At 72.0% G+C, this 18,608-nt stretch carries 18 protein-coding genes; 9 read left to right on the plus strand and 9 right to left on the minus strand.

The features are described from left to right. Positions 1-60: 60 nt before the first annotated feature. Entirely contained in the window at positions 61-888 is an 828-nt protein-coding gene (locus tag ACFHW1_RS22570; RefSeq protein ID WP_278169005.1) for an undecaprenyl-diphosphate phosphatase, read from the minus strand. Next, positions 885-1,937, minus strand: coding sequence for an LLM class F420-dependent oxidoreductase (locus ACFHW1_RS22575; protein ID WP_416555801.1), 1,053 nt, complete (start codon positions 1,935-1,937; stop codon positions 885-887). The genes ACFHW1_RS22570 and ACFHW1_RS22575 overlap by 4 nt, the downstream gene beginning before the upstream one ends. 207 nt (positions 1,938-2,144) lie before the next feature. Between ACFHW1_RS22575 and ACFHW1_RS22580 the strand changes: the two genes are divergently transcribed. Both ACFHW1_RS22580 and ACFHW1_RS22585 read left to right on the plus strand, forming a co-directional pair. Further along, entirely contained in the window at positions 2,145-3,116 is a 972-nt protein-coding gene (locus tag ACFHW1_RS22580) for an aldo/keto reductase (RefSeq protein ID WP_416568628.1), read from the plus strand. 61 nt (positions 3,117-3,177) lie between these two features. Next, the gene (locus ACFHW1_RS22585) at positions 3,178-3,369 is read left to right on the plus strand and encodes a DUF5703 family protein (RefSeq protein ID WP_278169002.1); all 192 of its coding nucleotides are present in this window, start codon (positions 3,178-3,180) and stop codon (positions 3,367-3,369) included. A gap of 9 nt (positions 3,370-3,378) precedes the next feature. Here the strand turns inward: ACFHW1_RS22585 and ACFHW1_RS22590 are convergent, their stop codons facing one another. Next, positions 3,379-4,074 carry a hypothetical protein gene (locus ACFHW1_RS22590; RefSeq protein WP_416555799.1) on the minus strand — a complete coding sequence of 232 codons (696 nt, stop codon included), beginning with the start codon at positions 4,072-4,074 and terminating at the stop codon, positions 3,379-3,381. A gap of 40 nt (positions 4,075-4,114) precedes the next feature. Continuing rightward, the gene (locus ACFHW1_RS22595) at positions 4,115-5,437 is read right to left on the minus strand and encodes a M20/M25/M40 family metallo-hydrolase (protein WP_416568629.1); all 1,323 of its coding nucleotides are present in this window, start codon (positions 5,435-5,437) and stop codon (positions 4,115-4,117) included. Between the two features lie 343 nt (positions 5,438-5,780). Between ACFHW1_RS22595 and ACFHW1_RS22600 the strand changes: the two genes are divergently transcribed. Together ACFHW1_RS22600 and ACFHW1_RS22605 are read left to right on the plus strand one after the other, a co-directional pair. Beyond that, the gene (locus tag ACFHW1_RS22600; RefSeq protein ID WP_416555797.1) at positions 5,781-6,767 is read left to right on the plus strand and encodes a LysR family transcriptional regulator; all 987 of its coding nucleotides are present in this window, start codon (positions 5,781-5,783) and stop codon (positions 6,765-6,767) included. A 301-nt stretch (positions 6,768-7,068) separates the two neighbouring features. Continuing rightward, entirely contained in the window at positions 7,069-8,565 is a 1,497-nt protein-coding gene (locus ACFHW1_RS22605; protein ID WP_416555796.1) for a S1 family peptidase, read from the plus strand. A 117-nt stretch (positions 8,566-8,682) separates the two neighbouring features. Here ACFHW1_RS22605 and ACFHW1_RS22610 read toward each other — a convergent pair whose 3' ends face one another. From ACFHW1_RS22610 to ACFHW1_RS22620, 3 genes are read right to left on the minus strand one after another with little or no spacing between them, the layout of a single operon-like run. After that, positions 8,683-9,045 carry a DUF3140 domain-containing protein gene (locus tag ACFHW1_RS22610; RefSeq protein ID WP_416555795.1) on the minus strand — a complete coding sequence of 121 codons (363 nt, stop codon included), beginning with the start codon at positions 9,043-9,045 and terminating at the stop codon, positions 8,683-8,685. Positions 9,046-9,068: 23 nt separating this feature from the next. Continuing rightward, positions 9,069-9,260 carry a hypothetical protein gene (locus ACFHW1_RS22615; RefSeq protein ID WP_278168993.1) on the minus strand — a complete coding sequence of 64 codons (192 nt, stop codon included), beginning with the start codon at positions 9,258-9,260 and terminating at the stop codon, positions 9,069-9,071. Then, a complete protein-coding gene (locus tag ACFHW1_RS22620; RefSeq protein ID WP_416555794.1) occupies positions 9,257-11,785 on the minus strand; it encodes an ATP-dependent Clp protease ATP-binding subunit in 2,529 nt (842 codons plus the stop codon). Before ACFHW1_RS22620 ends, ACFHW1_RS22615 begins: the two co-directional genes overlap by 4 nt. A gap of 202 nt (positions 11,786-11,987) precedes the next feature. Between ACFHW1_RS22620 and ACFHW1_RS22625 the strand changes: the two genes are divergently transcribed. The 5 genes from ACFHW1_RS22625 (at position 11,988) to ACFHW1_RS22645 (ending at position 17,098) form a co-directional block, all read left to right on the plus strand. After that, the gene (locus ACFHW1_RS22625; protein ID WP_416555793.1) at positions 11,988-12,386 is read left to right on the plus strand and encodes a hypothetical protein; all 399 of its coding nucleotides are present in this window, start codon (positions 11,988-11,990) and stop codon (positions 12,384-12,386) included. A gap of 182 nt (positions 12,387-12,568) precedes the next feature. Further along, positions 12,569-12,829 (plus strand): hypothetical protein, encoded by a 261-nt coding sequence (locus tag ACFHW1_RS22630; RefSeq protein ID WP_278168988.1) that lies wholly within the window; start codon positions 12,569-12,571, stop codon positions 12,827-12,829. Between the two features lie 6 nt (positions 12,830-12,835). Then, entirely contained in the window at positions 12,836-13,759 is a 924-nt protein-coding gene (locus ACFHW1_RS22635; RefSeq protein WP_416568631.1) for a hypothetical protein, read from the plus strand. Then, complete coding sequence (locus ACFHW1_RS22640; protein ID WP_416555791.1) at positions 13,752-16,433, plus strand: FtsK/SpoIIIE domain-containing protein; 2,682 nt, start codon at positions 13,752-13,754, stop codon at positions 16,431-16,433. Before ACFHW1_RS22635 ends, ACFHW1_RS22640 begins: the two co-directional genes overlap by 8 nt. Then, positions 16,433-17,098 (plus strand): hypothetical protein, encoded by a 666-nt coding sequence (locus ACFHW1_RS22645; protein ID WP_416555790.1) that lies wholly within the window; start codon positions 16,433-16,435, stop codon positions 17,096-17,098. The genes ACFHW1_RS22640 and ACFHW1_RS22645 overlap by 1 nt, the downstream gene beginning before the upstream one ends. Before the next feature lie 24 nt (positions 17,099-17,122). On the opposite strand, the gene ACFHW1_RS22650 is transcribed toward ACFHW1_RS22645, so the two are convergent. Both ACFHW1_RS22650 and ACFHW1_RS22655 read right to left on the minus strand, forming a co-directional pair. Beyond that, positions 17,123-18,388 carry a JmjC domain-containing protein gene (locus tag ACFHW1_RS22650; protein WP_416568639.1) on the minus strand — a complete coding sequence of 422 codons (1,266 nt, stop codon included), beginning with the start codon at positions 18,386-18,388 and terminating at the stop codon, positions 17,123-17,125. A gap of 19 nt (positions 18,389-18,407) precedes the next feature. Next, positions 18,408-18,608: hypothetical protein (locus tag ACFHW1_RS22655; protein WP_416616033.1), on the minus strand; the 201-nt coding region annotated here is incomplete at its 5' end.

The following is an 18,608-nucleotide window of genomic DNA, read 5'->3' on the forward strand; positions in this document are numbered from 1 at the left end:
GGGCGGCCTGGCCGGCCGGCAGCCGACCCGGTCACAGCGGTCGGGTCTGGTCGGGTCCGGTCAGGTGGCCGAGATGGTTCCGGTGACCAGTAGCGCCATCACCAGGGAACCGAGCGCCACCCGGTAGAGCACGAAGGCGTACAGGGTGTGATGCGCGACATAGCGCAGCAACCAGGCGATCGCCGCGTAGCCGACCACGAACGCGATGGCGGTCGCCACCACCATCTGGGCCGCCGTCGGCGCCCGGCCCTGCGGGTCGAACACGTCGGGCAGGCTGAACAGCCCGGACATCACCACCGCAGGGATGGCCAGCAAGAAGGAGAACCGCGCGGCCGCCTCCCGGGTGAGGTTCAACAGCAGTCCAGCGGTCAGCGTGCCACCGGACCGGGAGACGCCCGGGATGAGCGCCATCGCCTGGGCGAACCCCATGATCACGCCATCCCGCAGAGTCAACCGCTGCAGGGTACGGGTCTGCCGGCCGAGGTACTCCGCGACGGCGAGGATCAGCGCGAACACGATCAGCACGGTCGCGGTGATCCACAGGTTACGCAGACCGTCGCGGATCTGATCCTTGAACAGCAGGCCGATCACCCCGATCGGGATCGACCCGACGATGACGTACCAGCCCATCCGGTAGTCCGGCTCGCCGCGTACCGAGGGATTCCAGATGCCGACGACCCAGGTCCGGGTGATCCGCCAGATGTCCTTGGCGAAGTAGAGCAGCACCGCGGCCTCGGTGCCCAACTGGGTCACGGCGGTAAACGAGGCGCCTGCGTCCGCCTCGAAGAACAACGCCGAGGTGATCCGCAGATGTGCCGACGAGCTGATCGGCAGGAACTCGGTGAGCCCCTGCACCACGCCGAGCACGATGACCTCGATCCAGCTCACCGCCCCACCCCGGCCACGTCGAACGCCCGCGCCACAGTCCGCAGCGTCGCCAACCGCGCCTCCGTGTCGGCGTCGAACAGACTGACCGACAGGGTGGTCACCCCCGCGGCGGCGTACTCGCCGATCCGCTGCGCGATCCGGTCCGGCGGGCCCAGCAGCGCGGTCTGGTCGATGAACTCCAGCGGTACGGCCGCCGCGGCCTCCCGCAGCCGGCCGGCCAGATAGTGGTCCTGCACCTCGTCGGCGGCGGCACCGAAGCCCATCCGGGTGGCCAGCTGGTGGTAGAAGTTCTGCGTCCGGCTGCCCATCCCGCCGACGTACAACGCGGCGTACCCGCGCAGCAGGTCGGCGCAGGCGGCGACGTCGTCGCCGACCACCACCGGCACGGCCGGCACCACGTCGAAACCGGTGAGGTCCTGACCGGTGCGGGCCCGGCCGGCGGCGATCAACGCCAGTTGATCGGCGGCGGTGCGGGGCGAGAAGAACACCGCCAGCCAGCCGTCGGCGATCTCGCCGGCCAGTTCGAGGTTGCGGGGGCCGACCGCAGCCAGATATACGGGGATCCGCGACCGGGCCGGGCGGAAGTTGAGCTTCAACGCCTTCCCCGGGCCGTCGGGCAGCGGCAGGGTGTAGTGCCTGCCCGCGTACTCGACCCGCTGGCGTCCGACCGCGAGCCGGACGATCTCCACGTACTCGCGAGTCCTGGCCAACGGCTGACCGAACCGTACGCCGTGCCAGCCCTCGGAAACCTGCGGACCGGAGACCCCCAGGCCGAGGCGGAACCGGCCAGCGGACAACGTGTCGATGGTGGCGGCGGTCATCGCGGTCGACGCCGGGGTGCGGGCCGGGATCTGCATCACCGCCGAGCCCACGTCGATCCGGCTGGTCTGGCCGGCCAGCCAGGCGAGCAGACTCGGCGAGTCGGACCCGTACGCCTCGGCGGCCCAGACCACCGTGTAGCCGAGCCGCTCCGCCTCCTGGACGAGCGCCAGTTGGTCGGCCGGTGAGCCAGCGCCCGTGAGGTAGCCGAGATTTAGTCCGAGTCGCACTCCCAGTCATCCCCCATCTCCCGCCAGGCGGGGCGTCGACGGCGCTGCCGGAGCAGCGGCCGTGGCCAAGCCGCACCAGGGTACGCAATCGTCCGCCGGCACTGGACAACCGGCCGGTCGACTCGCCGACCGGCCGGTGCCGGTCGGCAGCAGACGTCGGCGAGAGTGAGGATGTCCGTACCGCCAGGATCTGCTTAAGGTGCATCCATGCAGCAGCGACCGCTCGGCCGCAGCGGGCTGGCGGTCTCCCGGCTCGCGCTCGGCACCATGACCTGGGGCCGGGACACCGACGCCGACGATGCCGCGGCGCAACTGAAGAGCTACCTGGACGCCGGGGGCAATCTGATCGACACCGCCGACGTGTACGGCGACGGCGACGCCGAGGCGGTCATCGGTTCGCTGCTGGACAGCATGGTGCCCCGCAAGGATCTGGTCATCGCTACCAAGGCCGGGTTGCGGCCGGGCGGGCCACGGCGGCGTGACACGTCCCGTTGGCATCTGCTGCGTACCCTCGACGCCTCGTTGCGGCGGCTCGGCACCGACTACATCGACCTGTGGCAGGTACACGGGTACGACCCGGACACCCCGATGGAGGAGACCCTTGGCGCGTTGGACACGGCGGTGGCCAGCGGGCGGGTCCGGTACGTCGGGGTGTCGAACTTCAGCGGCTGGCAGACCGCCCGGGCAGCGGCCTGGCAGGCCGCGGTGCCCGGCCGAGCCGCCGTGGTCGCCGCACAGGTCGAGTACTCGTTGCTGCAACGTGGGATCGAACGGGAGGTGCTGCCCGCCTGCGCCGCGCTGGGGCTGGGCGTGCTGCCCTGGTCACCGCTCGGCCGCGGAGTACTCACGGGCAAGTACCGGCACGGCCGCCCGGTCGACTCCCGGGCCGCGTCGCCGCATCTGGAACTGTTCGTCGCGACCTACCTGGAGCCGCGCTGCTCCAGCATCGTCGAGGCGGTCTCGACGGCCGCCGCTGGCCTGGGGGTGGCACCGCTGGAGGTCGCGCTCGCCTGGGTCCGGGACCGCCCCGGGGTCACCGCGCCGATCCTCGGGGCACGCACGGCGGGGCAGCTGGTCGGGGCGCTGCAGGTCGAACGGATGACGCTGCCCACGGAGATCACCCGGGCACTAGACGACGTGTCGGCACCAGCGGTCGGCTATCCGGAACGCGACGGGTGACACCGCCGCCGGAGGTGGCCGGCGGGTGACACAGCCGGGGGCCGGCGGCAGGATGGTGGTCATGGACTACGAGTACGCGCCGCTGCGGTTGCCGCCGAACGTCGACCGGTTGACCGCAGCCGCGCAGTTGGCGATTCAGGCCGAGTTCTCTGGCTGGGAGCTTGCCCGGGTGCGGCTGTTCCGTGACGGGACGCGCCAGGTGGTGCTCCGGCGCAGGATCGCCCGGCAGCCGCAGCCCGGGCTCAGTACGTAGGCGGTGTGCTTAGCGCAGGCCGCCGCCGGCCGGGCCGCCGCTGGCCGGTGAGTCGTCGCCGTCGTCGTCCGGCAGGTAGGCGTGCTCGTCGAGTCGGCCGACGATCTCGTCACCGGGAACTGACCGGAACGGTCCATCGACATCGCCGTCGCTGAACGCCTCCGGATCCAGCGGCGTGGTGACCTCGTGCACCATGACCACGCCGTCGAGCGGTTCCAGCTCCGGGATGTCCAGCGCGCCGAGTGAGCCGTCGCCGGCCTGCAGCAGCTCGAGCACCGCCTCTCCGACGCCACCGACCGGCTCTGCCTCCTCGGCGGACGGGCTGCCCTGGCGGCGGGCCGCGTCGGCGATGCGGACCAGCGCGGCGACCGACGGCACCCGGTAGTCACGACGCTGGCGTACCGAGACGACCTGCGGGTGCGGGTCGGCCGGCTCGTCGCCGTCGACACCGCCGGCACCGACACCGAACCGTTCGTCCGCCTCCTGCGGATCGATCGACTCGACGTCCCAGGGTGTCACCTCACCGAAGGCGTCCAGCAACTGCTCGTCGTACGCGTACGACGCGTTGTTGAGCGCCACGTACGCCTGCCAGACGGCGTCGTCGTCGATTCGGCCGTCGGCGGCCTTGACCGTGGCCAGATGTGCCCGGGCAGCCTGGAACACCTGCTCCAGCGCGGCGTCGAGGTCGGTGTGCTGGTCGGTCATGCGGATGAAATTCCCTTCACCGTCGATGGGGCGCCGGCGGTCAGCTCTGGCGCAAGAAGCGGTCGAGCACATGCACGCCGAACTGTAGCCCCTCGACCGGGACCCGCTCGTCGATGCCATGGAACAGCGCAGAGAAGTTCAACTCTGCCGGCAGCCGTAGCGGGGTGAACCCGAAGCATCGGATGCCGAGTTGGCGAAACGCCTTGGCGTCGGTGCCGCCGGAGAGCATGTACGGCACCGTCCGGGCACCCGGGTCGGCGTGGCGCAGCGCGGCGGCCATCGCGTCGACCAGCGCACCGTCAAAGGTCGTCTCGATCGCCGGCTGCCGCTCCACGTGTTCGATCGCCACATCCGGGCCGATCAGCTGGCGGAGCTCGGCCAGGAACTGGGTCTCCTGGCCGGGCAGCACCCGGCAGTCAATGGTGGCACTGGCTCGACCGGGGATGACGTTCTCCTTGTATCCGGCGTCCAGCCGGGTCGGATTGGCGGTGTTACGGACCGTGGCACCGATGATGTTCGCGATCGGCCCCAGCTTGGCGATCGTCGACTCCGGGTCGTCCGGGTCGAACTCGATGCCGAGCAGGTCGGAGACCTCGGCCAGGAAGTCCCGCACGGTCGGGGTGACGACGATCGGGAAACTGTGTCGGCCAAGCCTTGCCACCGCCTCGCACAACGCCGTCACCGCGTTGTCGTCGTGCATCATCGAGCCGTGTCCGGGACGGCCCCGGGTGTGCAGCCGCAGCCAGTTGATGCCCTTCTCCGCCGTCTCGATCAGATACAGCCGCAGGTCGTCACTCACCGTGTAGGAGAAGCCGCCGACCTCGCCGATCGCCTCGGTGCAGCCGTCGAACAGCCCGGAGTGCCGCTGCACCAGGTGGTGGGCGCCGTACCGGCCGCCAGCCTCCTCGTCGGCGGTGAAGGCCAGTACGATGTCGCGCGGTGGCCGGGTCCCGCTGCGCTGCCAGTCACGGACCACGGCGAGCACCATCGCGTCGAAGTCCTTCATGTCGATCGCCCCACGGCCCCACAGGTAGCCGTCGCGCAACTCGCCGGCGAACGGCGGGACCGACCATTCGGATGCGTCGGCCGGGACCACGTCGAGGTGGCCGTGCACGAGCAGCGCCCCGCGGGACGGGTCGGTACCGGAGATGCGGGCGACCAGGCTGGCCCGGCCGGGTGCGGACTCGACGATGGTGCTGGTGACGCCGACCTCGGCGAGCTGGTCGGCGACGTACTCCGCGGCGACCCGTTCACCGACGCTGGTCAGCGGGTCACCGGTGTTGGTGGTGTCGATCCGCAGCAGGTCGCGGCAGATCCGCACGACCTCGTCGGTCGGCGCCGGCGGCGGGGAGGGTGCAGTCATGCGGTTCTTCTTACCAGCCGTCCGGCCGCTGCCCCAGCCCCGCGGCGGCACGCCCCACGGTTTCGACGACGGCATGGGGGTACCGCCCCATTCGCAGGGCATCGCGACGGACCGCTGCGGCCGCCGTGGAACCGGGTGGTGAACCCGGCGCTGGGGGTGCTGGACAAGACCCGGGATCTGCTGTCCGGCCGTGCCGCCTATCCCGAGGATCTGACGGCGACGCGGGTCGGCCGCGACGGCTAGTCCGAAATGTCCGTTCAGTTCTGCTTCATATTGATGTCGGAGAACGTTTCCCGCATCGAAGGTCTTCCCGTCGATCCCGTTCTGGTCCTACCGTCACGTTATGAACCTGGAGCTGCGGCACCTGCGGGTTGTCTGCGCCATCGCGGAGACGGGAAGCGTCACCAAGGCGGCCTCCATGTTGGGGTTGGCGCAGCCCGCACTCACCGCGCAACTGCAACGGATCGAACGGACTCTCGGTGGGCCCTTGTTCGAGCGCGACCGACGGGGTGCCCGGCCGACCGCACTGGGCGAACTGGTCCTGGCCCGGGCCCGGGTGCTGCTGCCGGCGATGAAGGGGCTGCAGAACGAAGCGGCCCGGCTGGCCGGCACGGGCAGCGTGATGAGCAGGTTCCGGCTCGGCGGGGTCAACAGCCCGATCCTGGGTGGCCTGGTACACCGGCTCGCCGCCGACCAGCCGCAGGCGCAGATCAGCACCTACGCCTCCTGGTACGTCGACGAGCTCGCCCAGATGGTGCTCAGCGGTCGACTGGACTACGCGCTCACCGGGGTGTGCGGCGACGCCACCCCATCGGCTGAGTTCGGTTTGGCGTGGCGGGCAGTCGCCGTCGACGCGATCTTCGTCCTGTTGCCCGAGACCCACCCGCTGGCGCACCGCCCAGAGATCGAGCTCGGCATGCTCGCCGACGAGCAGTGGGTCGCCGCGCCCGGCGACGGATGCTTCGGCGACTGCTTCGCCGCCGCCTGCGCACGGTCCGGGTTCACCCCCCGCAAGATGTACGAGACCGACATCCGCGGCTGTGTCGACCTGGTCGAGTCCGGCGAGGCCATCGCCCTGTGCCAGGCGACATTCCGGCCGATCAGCGGGCTGGTGACCCGACCGTTGGCCGGCGCGCCGCTGCGCTGGCGGCTGCTGCTGGGCTGGCACCCGGACGCGACCGCCGCCGCCCTCGCCGACCGGGTGTTCACCCACGCAACCACGGCGTACACCGACTCGCTGGGGCGCAACCCGCAGTATCTCGGCTGGCTCGCCGACAACCCCGGATTCGGGGCGCAGAGCCTGGCCGGCATCCCGGTTTCGGACGGCTGACCGGGCTGACCGGGCCTGCCTCTCCCCGACCGGCCCCACTCCGCCCCGACCGATCGCTGTGACGGTATGAGCCAGCTGGTATCTGCCTGCTGACATAGACCGCCATTAAGTTGACAGCAACTCAACGTTACCCCGAACACCGACATCCGGGCCCGACGGCGCACCACGACCGGCGGACCGTTCGGGCTCCGGCCCCCGTCGGTATCGGAGACGTCGGGGTGCCACGTGCCTCCGGTCGGCTCCGCCAGGCGATCCCTGGCCCCCGCCGGAGTCACTTCCCGTTCAATCGTCAGGGGAGCAGATGAGACGAGCACTGATCGCGGCCACCGCAGCCGCCGTCCTGCCACTGGGCGCGGCCGGTCTGGCCGCGATGCCCGCCATGGCAGCACCCAGCGCCGGGCCGGTCGCCCAGCCGGCCGCCGACGCGGCCGCACCCGGAATGCTCGCGGCGATGCAGCGTGACCTGGGCCTTACCGCAGACCAGGCGCGGGTCCGGATCGCCAAGGAGGCCAGCGCCAACAAGAAGGAAGCAATGTTGCGTGCCACCCTCGGCACCGATTTCGGCGGGGCGTGGCTGTCCCCCGACGGCGGCACGCTGACCGTGGCGGTCACCGACTCGGCCCAGGCCGCCGCGGTGACCGCCGCCGGCGCGAAGGTCAAGGTGGTCGACCGCAGCGCGGCCGAACTCGACCGGGTCAAGGCCAAGCTCGACCGCACCGCGGCGAAGGCGCCGGCGAACGCCGTCGCCGGCTGGTACGTCGACGTGGCTACCAACGCCGTGGTGGTGCTGGCCCGCGGCGACATCTCGGTGGCCGAGAGCTTCGTCGCCGGCAGCGGCGCAGCGGCGGACGCGGTACGGGTCGTGCGCACCGATGAGACGCCGACCACCTTGTACGACGTCCGGGGCGGCGACGCCTACTACATGGGCGGGCGCTGCTCGGTCGGCTTCTCGGTGACCGGCGGGTTCGTCACCGCCGGGCACTGCGGCAGCGTGGGCACCGCCACCCAGGGCTACAACCAGGTGTCGCAGGGCACCTTCCGTGGGTCGTCGTTCCCCGGCAACGACTACGCCTGGGTACAGACCAACTCGAACTGGACGCCGCAGCCGTGGGTGAACAACTACAGCGGCGGCAACGTCACGGTCGCCGGCTCGGCCGAGGCGGCGGTCGGCGCGTCGGTTTGCCGGTCCGGATCCACCACCGGTTGGCGCTGCGGCACCATCCAGGCCAAGAACTCGACGGTGAACTACCCGCAGGGCCAAGTGTCCGGCCTGACCCGGACCAACGCCTGCGCCGAGCCCGGAGACTCCGGTGGGTCGTGGCTCTCCGGCCAGCAGGCCCAGGGGGTCACCTCCGGCGGTTCGGGCAACTGCTCGACCGGCGGCACCACCTACTTCCAGCCGGTCAACGAGATCCTCTCGGTGTACGGCCTCACGCTGCGGACCGGCGGTGGCGGCAACCCGCCGACCACCCCGCCGCCGGGCAGCGGAACCTGCAGCGGCTACCAGAACACCTACACCGGTTCGCTCTCCTCCGGCGGCACCCAGATCCAACCCAACGGCAGCTACTTCAGCGCCGGCTCCGGCACCCACCGGGCCTGCCTGGACGGGCCGACCAGCCGCGACTTCGACCTGTACCTGCAGCGGTGGAGCGGCAGCAGCTGGGTCAGCGTGGCCAGCGGCACCAGCCCCGGTCCGGATGAGACGCTGACCTACAGCGGCTCCTCCGGCTACTACCGGTACGTGGTCCACGCGTACAGCGGTTCGGGCAGCTACTCGCTCGGCATCACCCGGCCGTAGCCGTTCGTCTCCCGGCCGAGCCGGTCGGGCCGGGAGACGAACCGGCAGAGCCACACCCCGACGGCGGGTACCGGGAACGGGACCCGCCGTCGGCGTGCGCCAGGTGGAGGTGACTGGTCAGCCCGCCGTGTCCGCGTCGACGCGCAGCGGATCGTGCCCCAGGTCAAGCAGCGCCCGCCGCCACCGGTCGTCCGCCGCGCCCGCCGCCGGACGGCTGGCGAGCAGGTCCCGGATCTCCTCGACGACCCGCGCCATCACCTGCCGGTCCGGTTCGGTCAGATCCACCCGCCGTTTGCCCAGCACCGCCAGTACGGCACCACCGGGCTGCGGCAGGTCGACGCCGGGTCCGACGAACGCTTGTTCGCCGGACGCCTCGGTCAGCAGCCAGTCACGCAGCTGTTCCGAACTAATGTTCACGTACGCGTGGAACTCGTTCCACAACTGATCAGTGTCGGTGTCGGTACGCCGGTACGCCGCCATCGACAACCTCCTCACCTTGACAGTCAGTCGGGGGGCTCGGTGCTGCTCACCGGATCGTCGGAGTCGGCCCGGGTCTGTGTACCGGCCGGTTCCGGGCGCACATCGGTGTCCGCCAGGACGGCGCCGGGTCCGGTCCCGGTGTCCAGCGGGCTGTTCCGGGCCAGCACCTCGTCGGTCTTCGCGGACTTCTCACGTTGTTCCTCAGGTTGACTCATGATCGTCTCCTCCCTTCGGCCGCGCTGACGACATCGAACCGCAGACCACCGTCCCGCGCGTCGACGGTGACCCGTTGCCCCGCCGCCAACGTGCCGTCGAGCAGCAACCGGGACAGTTGGTTGTCGACCTCCCGCTGGATCGTCCGACGCATCGGCCGCGCGCCGAACTCCGGCTGGTATCCGGCTTCGGCTATCCAGTCGGCCGCCGCATCGGTGACCTCCACGGCGATGTCCTGGGCATGCAGCCGCCGGCGGGTCTCCTCCAGCAGCAGATCGGTGATCTGGCGCAGCTGCTGCTGGGCCAGTTGCCGGAAGATGATGATCTCGTCGATCCGGTTGAGGAACTCCGGACGGAAGTCCTCCTGCAGCCGGCGCAGCAGGCGCTCGCGCAGGTCGTCGTCAGGGCTGTCGCCGTCCGTCCCACCAAAGCCGACGCTGCGGCCGCCGCCGGTGATCAGCTCCGAGCCGAGATTGCTCGTCATGATCAGAACCACGTTACGGAAGTTGACCGTCCGGCCCTGGCTGTCGGTCAGCCGGCCGTCGTCGATCAGCTGCAGCAATACGTTGAACACGTCGACGTGCGCCTTCTCGATCTCGTCGAGCAGCACCACCGCGTACGGTCGTCGGCGAACCGCCTCGGTCAGCTGGCCGGCCTCCTCGTAGCCGACGTACCCGGGCGGTGCCCCGACCAGTCGACTTACCGTGTGCCGTTCCTGGAACTCGCTCATGTCGAGTCGGACCATCCGGTCGGCGTCACCGAACAGGGCCGCCGCGAGGGCCCGGGCAAGCTCCGTCTTGCCGACGCCGGTGGGTCCGAGGAACAGGAAACTGCCGACCGGCCGGTCCGGGTCTCCCAGCCCGGCCCGCGAGCGACGGACCGCCTCGGCGACCGCGGTGACCGCGTCGTCCTGGCCGACCACCCGTTGGTGCAGTTCGCCCTCCAGCCGCAGCAACCGGTCCCGCTCCTCCTCGGTGAGCTGGCTGACCGGAATGCCGGTGGACCGGGATACCACCTCGGCGATCTCCTCGATGCTGACCTGGGGCACCCCGGCGCTGTCCGGGCTGCGGGCCGTCTCGATCCGCTGTTGCACCTGCGTCAACTGGTCCCGCAGGCCGGACGCCCGTTCGTACTGTTCGTCGGCGACTGCCTGAGCCTTGTCCCGGTGCAACTGCTCGAGCTGCCGTTCCAGGTCCCGTACGTCGGCGGCCGGTGTGCGGGTGCGCAGCCGGACCCGGGCGCCGGCCTGGTCGATCAGGTCGATCGCCTTGTCCGGCAGGAAACGGTCGCTGATGTAGCGGTCGGCGAGTTCCGCCGCCGACAGCAACGCGTCGTCAGTGAACCGCACCTGGTGATGCGCCTCATAGCGGTCCCGCAGACCGTGCAGGATCGCGATGGTGTCCGCCACGGTCGGCTCGGGCACCAGGACCGGTTGGAACCGCCGGGCCAACGCGGCGTCCTTTTCGATGTTGCGCCGGTACTCGTCCAGCGTGGTCGCGCCGACCACCCGCAGTTGGCCTCGGGACAACGCAGGTTTCAGCATGTTGCTGGCGTCCATCGACCCTTCGGTGCCGCCGCCGCCCGCCCCGACCAGGGTGTGCAGCTCGTCGAGGAAGACGATGAGGTCGTCGCCGTGGTTACGGATCTCGTCGATGACCTTCTTCAGCCGTTCCTCGAAGTCGCCGCGGTACCGGGTACCGGCGACCAGCCCGGCGAGATCCAGCTGCACCACCCGCTTGCCGATCAGCGTCTGGGGGACGTCCCCGTCGACGATGCGCTGCGCCAGTCCTTCCACAATCGCGGTCTTGCCGACCCCGGCCTCCCCGATCAGCACCGGGTTGTTCTTGGTCCGCCGGGACAGGATCTCCACGGCCTGCTCGATCTCCTCACCCCGGCCGACGACCGGGTCGATCGCCCCCTGAGCGGCGAGTTCGGTCAGATCCTGCCCGTACTGGTCGAGGGTCGGGGTCCCGCGGGCCGTCCGCGGCTTGGCCGCACCGCCGCGTTCGGCGCTGGCGTTCTGCAGCGACCGGGGTTCGACGTGGCCGGCCGCGAGCATCCGCCCGGCGGCCGACTCCGGGTTGACCGCCAGCGCCATCAGCACGTGCTCGGGTCCGATGTAGGTCGCGCCGGTGGCCCGGGAGAGCTGGTGCGCGTCCAGTAGTGCACGTTTCGCCGCCGGGGTCAGCGAGAGGTTGGCCGGTACCTCGCCCCGGCCGGCCGCCGGTCCGCCCAACTCGGCGAGCAGCCCGTTCGGGTCGGCCCCGGCCCGGCGGACCAGCTCCCGCAGCGGTTGACGCTGCAACGCCGCCCAGAGCAGGTGATCGGTGTCCAGGTCGCTGGTGCCGGCCTGGGCCGCCCGCCGGGCGGCGGCGGTGAGCAGGTCACGGGCATCGCCACTCATTAGCCGGGTGATGTCGACCCGGTGCACCGGCAACCGGGGCTCGCCGCCGGTGAGAAACCGGGCCAGCAGGTCCTCCCAGGGATCGGTGCCGAGCCCTCCCGGGCCGTACGGTCCGTCACTCATCTGCGCGCCCCCTCGCCGTTTCGCCCCCGCCGGCTGTGAACCGGACTGTGGCTACCCGGGCCGCCCCGGGCCAAACGTCCCGGTCGACGAGCGACGTCCGGAACCACCCCGCATGCCGCCGAGGTACCGGCACGTGGGTCGGGATTGGGGCGGCCGGCCGGGGTGCCGGGTCCACGGCCGCGCATGCTGGCAGGCTTGCCGGATGCGGACTCTGCTGATCGTGGACGGCGCGAACGTGGTCGGCTCCCGACCCGACGGTTGGTGGCGCGACCGGATGGCGGCGGCCGCCCGGCTGCGTAATCAACTGGTCGGCGTCGCCGACCGGGGACTCCCCGAGCTGACCGGCCCGCTGGAGGTGGTCCTGGTGGTGGAGGGGGCGGCCCGTGGTCTGCCGCCGACCGACGGGGTACGGATCGGCGTGGCTCCCGGGTCGGGGGACGATCTGATTGTCGAGATCGCCGCCGAGGGCGGACCGGACCGGCGGGTGGTAGTCGTCACGGCCGACCGCCGGTTGACGGACCGGGTCGCCGAAGTGGGCGCGCAGATACGCGGACCCCGATGGCTGACCAGGCAGCTGACCGATCCGGTGTCGGACTTCTGACCGGTATTCAGCCTGAATACCTGATCCGCCACCGGCAGTTGCCCAGCTCACACGGGCTAAGCGCCGGCGGCCGGACGGTCGCTGCGGACCAGCCTATCTGCGGGACCAGACAGCCGGGCAGCAACCACCCACCAGCGGTAGGCTCTAATAGAGCCTTCCAGCCGCTTGAGGAGGTTTCGCCCGTGGCGAGTGTCGCCGAGGTCAAGTCCGCCATCGAAGCCGCGATAATGCAGGTGTCGGAGGGCCAGGCTGCCGTCCAAGCCGCCAGCGAGAAGATCGCCGAGGCGCAGCAGAGCCTGGCGGCCGCCTTCGAGGGCAGCGGCCACGAGGCGGTCGGAGCGGCCCAGGCCGCCCTGTTCCAGGCCAGCTCCGAGCTCGAGGAGTGCCTCGCCGCCACACTCGCCGCCGTCGAACAGGCGCAAACGTACTCCGCGACGCTGTAGTCACCAATGTCCCTCGCCGAGAATTTCGCCGCCCGGGTCCGGGCGGCCACCGACGACCTGCCGGTGGGCCAGCTCGCGGTCGCGGTGCAGCGGCTGCGCGCCGCGACCGAGCTGCTCATCTGGGTCCGCCAGGAGTCGGCGGACCCGCTGGCAGTGCCGCAGCTCGCCGGCGCCACCGAACACGCGGAGCAGGCCGGCCACGCGATGCGGGTCGCTGCGCAGTCAGTGGACGACTACCTGGCGGCGATCGGCTTCGGCGCCGGCCCGGCGTCGGGGGGCGACGGCGGGTGGCGGGCGGCGCTGGACAGCGACCGGGACCCGACAGCGGCACCGGACGGCACCGGACGGACGAGCGCGCCTGCCGCGCCCGAGCTCGGCAACTGGTGGGCCGCCCGGGTCGCGGAGCTGACCGACCGGGAGTCCGGGGTCGGGCCAGGGCCGGACGCCGCCACAGACACCGCCGAACTGCTGCGCAGGGTCGCGACGGCGGTCCGTCGGGAGGACCGGGCCGGACTGCACCGCGACCTCGCCGCGGCGGCCGCGCCGACCGGGCTGAATCTCGCCGCGGTCACCCCACCGCTGCTGCACCGGCTCGCCGGGGACCTGCTGGACCACGAGCCGCAGGCCGAGGACCTGCGTCGGCTCGCCTCCGCCACCACCCGACAGGTACGCGAGCTGCTACCCGGCATGCCGGACTCGGTGCTGTCGACCCTGTTCGCCCGGATCTGCCGGGTGCCGGCCGACGAGCGGCGCGGCGACGTTCACCGGGCCGACGATGAACAGGCCGGGCAGCCCCCGGCTCCGCCACACCCGGCCGATTCGGCGGTCGCCGGCGCGGTACTCACCGGCGTACTGCTACGGCTGCTCGACCGCGAGCCGCAGACGCTGCGCCCGGAGCAGCCCCGACCGCTGCGGGGGCGCGATGCCTGACGCGCGGGCCGAGCTGGTAGCCGCGGTCCGCCGGGCGCTCGGTCATGCCCGCGCGGCGGCCCGCAACCGACTCGACGACGTCGAACAGGACATCGCCGCGGCGCAACAGCAGCTCAAGCGGGTACGCAGGGCAGCCGAGCAGGTGCCGCACCGAGCCGCAGCGCACCGCGACCGCCGGCTCGCCGACCTCGCCGAGCAGTACCGCGATCAGATAGCGGTGACCGCCCGGCGAGCCGTCGCGGCGGTGAACCGGGCGGCACCAGGAGCCGCCGCCGCTGACTGGGCCCGGTGGCGTCCTGCTCCGGCGACGCGCACGGAAGCGCCAGGAGCTGCCCGGATCGGCCTGACCGGGCTGGCCGGAGGTCCCGCCGTACCCGCGCTCGTCGCGGTCCTGGACCACGGCCACGTGGCGCTAAACGGCGCCGACCGAGCGGGGTGTGACGCCGTGCTGTCCGCGCTGCTGCTGCGGATCCTCGGCCGTACCGCGCCCGGCACCGTCCGGCTGACCGGCTACGACCCGGAACAGCTCGGTGGCGGCCTCGCCGGTTTCGCCCCGCTGGCCGGACCCGGCCTGCTCACCTTCGCCGGCCCCGGTGGGTTGAGCCGGCACCTGGACGAGCTGGTCGACCACATCCGCCGGATCAACGAGAAGGTGCTGGCCGGGGAGTTCCGATCGCTGAGCGAACTGGCGACGGCCACCGGCCGACGGCCGGAGCCGTGGCGGATCGCCGTCCTGCTCGGCGGGCCCGGGGAGGAGCTGTCCCGGCACGAACGGGCTCAGCTGGACCGGATCACCCGCGCCGGTGCCGCCTGCGGCGTCCATCTGATCGTCCGCGGTGTCGGGCTCAGCGCCGCGCCCACCGTGACCACCGTGTCGGTCTCTGGCGGCACGGCTCGGGTCAGCGGCTATCCGCAGCTACCGGTGCGGATCGACCCGCCGCCGCCGGCCGAGCTGGTCACTCGTACCTGCCGGGAGATCGCCGCCGCAGTCGCCGCCGGCCCGGTTCCGGCGGTATTCAGCGATCTGCTGCCCGAACAGGAATGGACCGAGGACGCCACCGCCGGGCTGACCGCGCCGGTCGGCGACAGCCCACAGGGCCGGCCGGTGACGGTGACGTTGAGCGACTATCCGCCGCACGCGCTGATCGGTGGGCCGTCCGGTACCGGAAAGACCAACCTGATCTACGCGTGGATCGGTGCCCTAGCCGCCCGCTACTCCCCCACCGAGCTGGAGTTCTATCTGCTGGACTTCAAGGAGGGGGTGTCCTTTGCCCGGTTCGCGCCGGGCCGGCGGGACCCCAGCTTCCTGCCGCATGTCCGGCTGGTCGGGGTGAACGTCAACACCGACCGGGAGTTCGGTCTGGCGATGCTGAACTTCCTCGGTGCGCAACTGCGGCAGCGGGCCGACGCCGCCAAACGCCACGAGGTGACGAAGCTGGCGGAGCTGCGCGCCGAGGACCCACAGGGCCGGTGGCCGCGCATCGTGGCGGTGATCGACGAGTTCCAGGTGCTGCTCGCCGGCAACGACGCGCTGGCCACCGAGGCCGCGACGCTGCTGGAGGACCTGGCCCGGCGGGGCCGGTCACAGGGCATCCACCTGATCCTGGCGTCCCAGGACGTCTCCGGTATCCAGGCGCTGTGGGGGCGTACCGCGCTGATCGCCCAGTTCGCACTACGGATCGCGCTACCGAAGGCGCGCCGCGTTCTGCCGGAGACCAACACCGCAGCGGAGTCACTGCCCCGCCATCACGCCGTGGTCAACGCCGAGTCCGGGGCAACGGAGGCCAACCAGATTGTCCGGGTTCCGCCGGCCAGCGACCGGGACACCTGGCAGGAGCTGCAACACCGGCTGTGGCGACGGCGGCCCGCCGACCTGCCCACGCCGCGGCTGTTCGACGGCGACGTGGTGCCCCGGCTGGCCGAGGCACCGGACTACCAGGCACTGGTCGCCGACGGCGACGGACCGCGCGTACCGGTGGCGTTGCTCGGCGAGACGATCGACGTACTGGCCCGCTCCGCCCGGCTCAGCCTGGCCCGGGCACCCGGACGTAATCTCGCGGTACTGGGCACCCGGGTGGACGAGGCGTGCGCCCTGCTCGACGCCGGTGCCCGGTCGCTGGCCCGGCAGTACCCGCCCGGCGCGGCGCGGTTCGACGTCGCCTGTCTGGATCCGGACGCGGAGGCAGCCGCCCACCGGCTACACGCGGCGTTGCCGGCCGGCACCGGACTGTACGACCTGGATACCGTCGGCGGGCTGCTCGCGGACACCGCCGACCGGCTCTCCGGTGACGTGCTGGACGGTCCGGTCCGCCCACACTTCCTGGTGCTGTACGCGGTCGACGCCGCCGCCGGGCGGCTGGCGGCGAAGTTCGCCGGCCGCTCCGGCCTGGACCGGCTCCGCCGGGTGCTGCATCTCGGGCCGGAGCGGCACACCCACGTGCTGGGCTGGTGGCGCGGGGTGGCCCGGATGCGCGACGATCTCGGCGGGGTCGGCTCACGGACCGACCAGATTGGCGCCTGGGTGGCGTTGGACGTGCACGGCTCCGACCTCGGACCGCCGCTGTACCCCCGGGCCGGCGGCCCGGCCTGGTATCCCCGGCCGTGGCGGGCGCTGTTCTTCGACCGAACGGTGCACCGCAGCGCAGAGGTCATCATCCCGTACGGGCTGACCTGATGGACGCCTCCTACCCCGAGCTGATGCGCCGGCTCGCCGAACTCGCCGCCGCGCTGCAGAACCGCCGGGACGAAGCGCAGCAGTGGTACGCGCAACGGTGCGACGGCGCGCAGACCGCGGTGGCTGAGGTGGAGGCCGACCTGGCGGAGCTGCACCAGCTCCACGATCAGGCAGGCCGGGAGCTGGCGGACGTCGACCGGGTGGCCGCCGACATCTGGACCGAGATCGGTCACCGGTTCGGGCCTTTGGCCGGACGGCTCGGCGGCCTCCCGCCGCCACTGCCGACGCCCCCGGGTACCGCCGTCGACGACGATCCGGAGCACTGGCTCGCGGCCGCCCGCGCTTTGGTCGAGCGGTCCAACGACGTGGGCCCCCTGCCCCGGTCGGCGTATCCGGTGCTGGCGGTGTTCGGCGCCGCCGGAGCCGCCGCCGCGTTCGGGCTGTCCACCGCCGCGCGATGGGCTGGCCAGCGCTACGGCGGCGACCTGGCGGTCGGGATGCCGGTGATCGCGCTCGTGGTCACCTTGGTCGGTCCGCTACTCGGGCTGGGTCCGGCCAAGGCGCTGGCCGACCGCCGGCACGCGGTGCTCGACCTGCGTACCGTGTCGATCGTCCTGGTCGCCGGCCTGGCAACGACCGCCGCCCTGCTGACCGGACTGGGCTGACCAGCCGACGCCCGGCCCCGGTGGTCATTCGGCGACCGCGACCGCTTCGCGCAGCAGACGGCGGGCCAGCACCAGCTGGTCGGCGGTGGTGTCCAGCCCGGGCAGATCACCGACCCGGACACCGGCGGTGTCCAGCACCGTCCGCAGGGCCGGAACGCACCTACCCGGAAACTCCACCGCACGGTCGAAGATCTGCAGGGTGACCCGGTCGTCCGACTGCGAGGTGAGCCGCCAGCGCAACCCGGGTCGGCGGCTGATGACGTCGTCGACGGTCAGCGTCCGGATCCGGTCCGCCTGCTGCAGTGGGGGCAGTGGGGCCGGGCGGACCGCCGACCAGGCCCGACGGCGCATCCGCGCCGCGACCTGGCCGGGCTCGACGGAGGCCAACCAGTCACGCAGTACCGCCGCCGTTGCGGTCAGCTCCGAGGCGATCCCGGCCGGTTCGCCCGGGTCGGTGCCGAACGGCAGCGAGGTGCGCAGCCGGGGCTCGGTCACGGCGAGCTCGAGCAGCGCCTCGACCAGCGAATAGCGGGTGAACGCGCGGACCCCGACGGTGAGGTGGATCGAGCTCTCCTGCTGCGCGGTGGCGCTGTGCAGCCAGCCTCGAGGCAGGTAGAGAGCATCGCCAGGGCCGAGCACGACGTCCAGCGCAGGTGCGGCCTCGGACCGGGCGGCTACCTCGTCGGCCCGGCCCGACCAGGTCTGCTGAGGCAGCGGATCGATCAGTACCGGATCGTGCACCTGCCACCGCTTGCGGCCCTCGGTCTGCAGGACGAACACGTCGTGGGTGTCGTAGTGGGTGGCGAACCCACGGCTGCCGGCCGGGGTGAGGTAGGCGTTCGCCTGCAACGGCTGGCCCAGCATGGTGGACAACTCGCCGACGAACGAGATGATCGGTGGCCAGAGCCGGTGCAGGCCCTGCAGAACCAGGGTAGCGCCGTCCGCGTACAGGCCCAACACCCGCTCGTCGAGCACCTGGTCGTCGATCTCGGCACCGGCACCGGCACCGCCGGTGTAGGTGGGTTCCGCGAACACCTCGCCGTCCCGGGCCACCCGGAGGAACGGGGTACGCAGGCCGTGCCGGCTCAGCAGTTGGTCGGCCGCAGGGCGATCGAGCAAATCGGTGAATCCGGCGGGGCCGGCCAAATCGACGGCGCGGGACAGCAGCGGTCTACGCCCCCAGTAGACATCTGCGAAGGTCGCCGGGGCGACGGCAACACACCGGGTCAGCGCCGCCGGGCGGCGGGACGGGTCCGCACCGCCCGGCGGGCCCGGTGGCGTCGCGGCGATCCGCAGCCGGTCGGGAGGTTCAGGTCCGCCGGTGCCGGTACCGCGCGACGCCGTGGGCAACTGGGTCAACGCCGGTTCGCCCCGCCGTCAGCACCACCGTCCCGCCCAGCCGGATTCGCCCCACCATCGGCCGGGCCCTCCTGCGCCTTCGGACCAGCGCCGCCGTCAGCACCACCGTCCCGCCCAGCCGGATTCGCCCCACCATCGGCCGGGCCCTCCT

Source organism: Micromonospora sp. LOL_014, from assembly GCF_048060245.1.
Lineage (GTDB): Bacteria > Actinomycetota > Actinomycetes > Mycobacteriales > Micromonosporaceae > Micromonospora_E.

What these genes read in the sequence shown, in the direction of transcription:
- ACFHW1_RS22625 (WP_416555793.1), top strand. Translation starts at nt 11,988, where the DNA reads ATGCGGACTCTGCTGATCGTGGACGGCGCGAACGTGGTCGGCTCCCGA.
- ACFHW1_RS22645 (WP_416555790.1), top strand. Translation starts at nt 16,433, where the DNA reads ATGGACGCCTCCTACCCCGAGCTGATGCGCCGGCTCGCCGAACTCGCC.
- ACFHW1_RS22620 (WP_416555794.1), bottom strand. Translation starts at nt 11,785, where the DNA reads ATGAGTGACGGACCGTACGGCCCGGGAGGGCTCGGCACCGATCCCTGG.
- ACFHW1_RS22600 (WP_416555797.1), top strand. Translation starts at nt 5,781, where the DNA reads ATGAACCTGGAGCTGCGGCACCTGCGGGTTGTCTGCGCCATCGCGGAG.
- ACFHW1_RS22605 (WP_416555796.1), top strand. Translation starts at nt 7,069, where the DNA reads ATGAGACGAGCACTGATCGCGGCCACCGCAGCCGCCGTCCTGCCACTG.
- ACFHW1_RS22585 (WP_278169002.1), top strand. Translation starts at nt 3,178, where the DNA reads ATGGACTACGAGTACGCGCCGCTGCGGTTGCCGCCGAACGTCGACCGG.
- ACFHW1_RS22580 (WP_416568628.1), top strand. Translation starts at nt 2,145, where the DNA reads ATGCAGCAGCGACCGCTCGGCCGCAGCGGGCTGGCGGTCTCCCGGCTC.
- ACFHW1_RS22635 (WP_416568631.1), top strand. Translation starts at nt 12,836, where the DNA reads ATGTCCCTCGCCGAGAATTTCGCCGCCCGGGTCCGGGCGGCCACCGAC.
- ACFHW1_RS22590 (WP_416555799.1), bottom strand. Translation starts at nt 4,074, where the DNA reads ATGACCGACCAGCACACCGACCTCGACGCCGCGCTGGAGCAGGTGTTC.
- ACFHW1_RS22610 (WP_416555795.1), bottom strand. Translation starts at nt 9,045, where the DNA reads ATGGCGGCGTACCGGCGTACCGACACCGACACTGATCAGTTGTGGAAC.
- ACFHW1_RS22640 (WP_416555791.1), top strand. Translation starts at nt 13,752, where the DNA reads ATGCCTGACGCGCGGGCCGAGCTGGTAGCCGCGGTCCGCCGGGCGCTC.
- ACFHW1_RS22595 (WP_416568629.1), bottom strand. Translation starts at nt 5,437, where the DNA reads ATGACTGCACCCTCCCCGCCGCCGGCGCCGACCGACGAGGTCGTGCGG.
- ACFHW1_RS22615 (WP_278168993.1), bottom strand. Translation starts at nt 9,260, where the DNA reads ATGAGTCAACCTGAGGAACAACGTGAGAAGTCCGCGAAGACCGACGAG.